A 664-nucleotide genomic window follows, 5' to 3' on the forward strand; every position below is an offset into this window, starting at 1 on the left:
GATTGATTTAGTAGCCAACTCAACGGCAGAAATGAGCAAGCGTTACGGATATATCTACGTTGATCGTCACGATGATGGACAAGGTACTTTAGAACGTAAACGCAAAGTGAGCTTCTACTGGTATCAGGATGTGATTCGTACCGCAGGTAGTTCGTTGAAACGCTAAAGCACATATGTGAATGACAGCGAGACATAAGCCTAAGCATCAAGCCCTGCAATTGCAGGGCTTGAGTTTTAAGGTCTTAATACACTATGAGATTAAACCGCTATTTCGCCACCATCTTCACGACGAATCACAACGGTTGCAGCACGAGGACGAACTGTAGTTCCAGCCGGAGTTTCTTGCGCGGCATCATCACTGTATGGCCAGTTACCAGGGTGTTGAATGTTTACAAATAGTGATTTGTAATCTGGGCTAATGGTAAAGCCTGTCACTTCGCAACCGTTTGGACCAACAAAGAAGCGTTTCAGCTCTGCTTGGTTGTCTGCACCGATCACTGCTTGATCGCCATTTTCATTCGTGAGTTTAGATGGTACAACCGCCAGCATTTGGTCGTTGGTATAAGACGTGACTTCATCTGCGCCGTTATCAGTTTGAATCCAAAGAATACCGCGACCATCAAATGCCAAGCCATCTGGACTTGCAAACTGGTTAAACTCATTC

General features: G+C 45.3%; 2 protein-coding genes. One reads left to right on the forward strand and one right to left on the reverse strand.

What is annotated here, in order from left to right:
• Window positions 1–166, forward strand: a 166-nt coding sequence (locus tag R7E78_RS27250; RefSeq protein WP_318058766.1) for a family 1 glycosylhydrolase, incomplete at its 5' end; no start/stop codon positions are given.
• A 92-nt stretch (window positions 167–258) separates the two neighbouring features.
• On the opposite strand, the gene R7E78_RS27255 is transcribed toward R7E78_RS27250, so the two are convergent.
• On the reverse strand, window positions 259–664 hold a 406-nt coding region (locus R7E78_RS27255), incomplete at its 5' end, for an alkaline phosphatase PhoX (protein ID WP_318058765.1).

This window comes from Vibrio sp. YT-19(2023) (genome assembly GCF_033337395.1).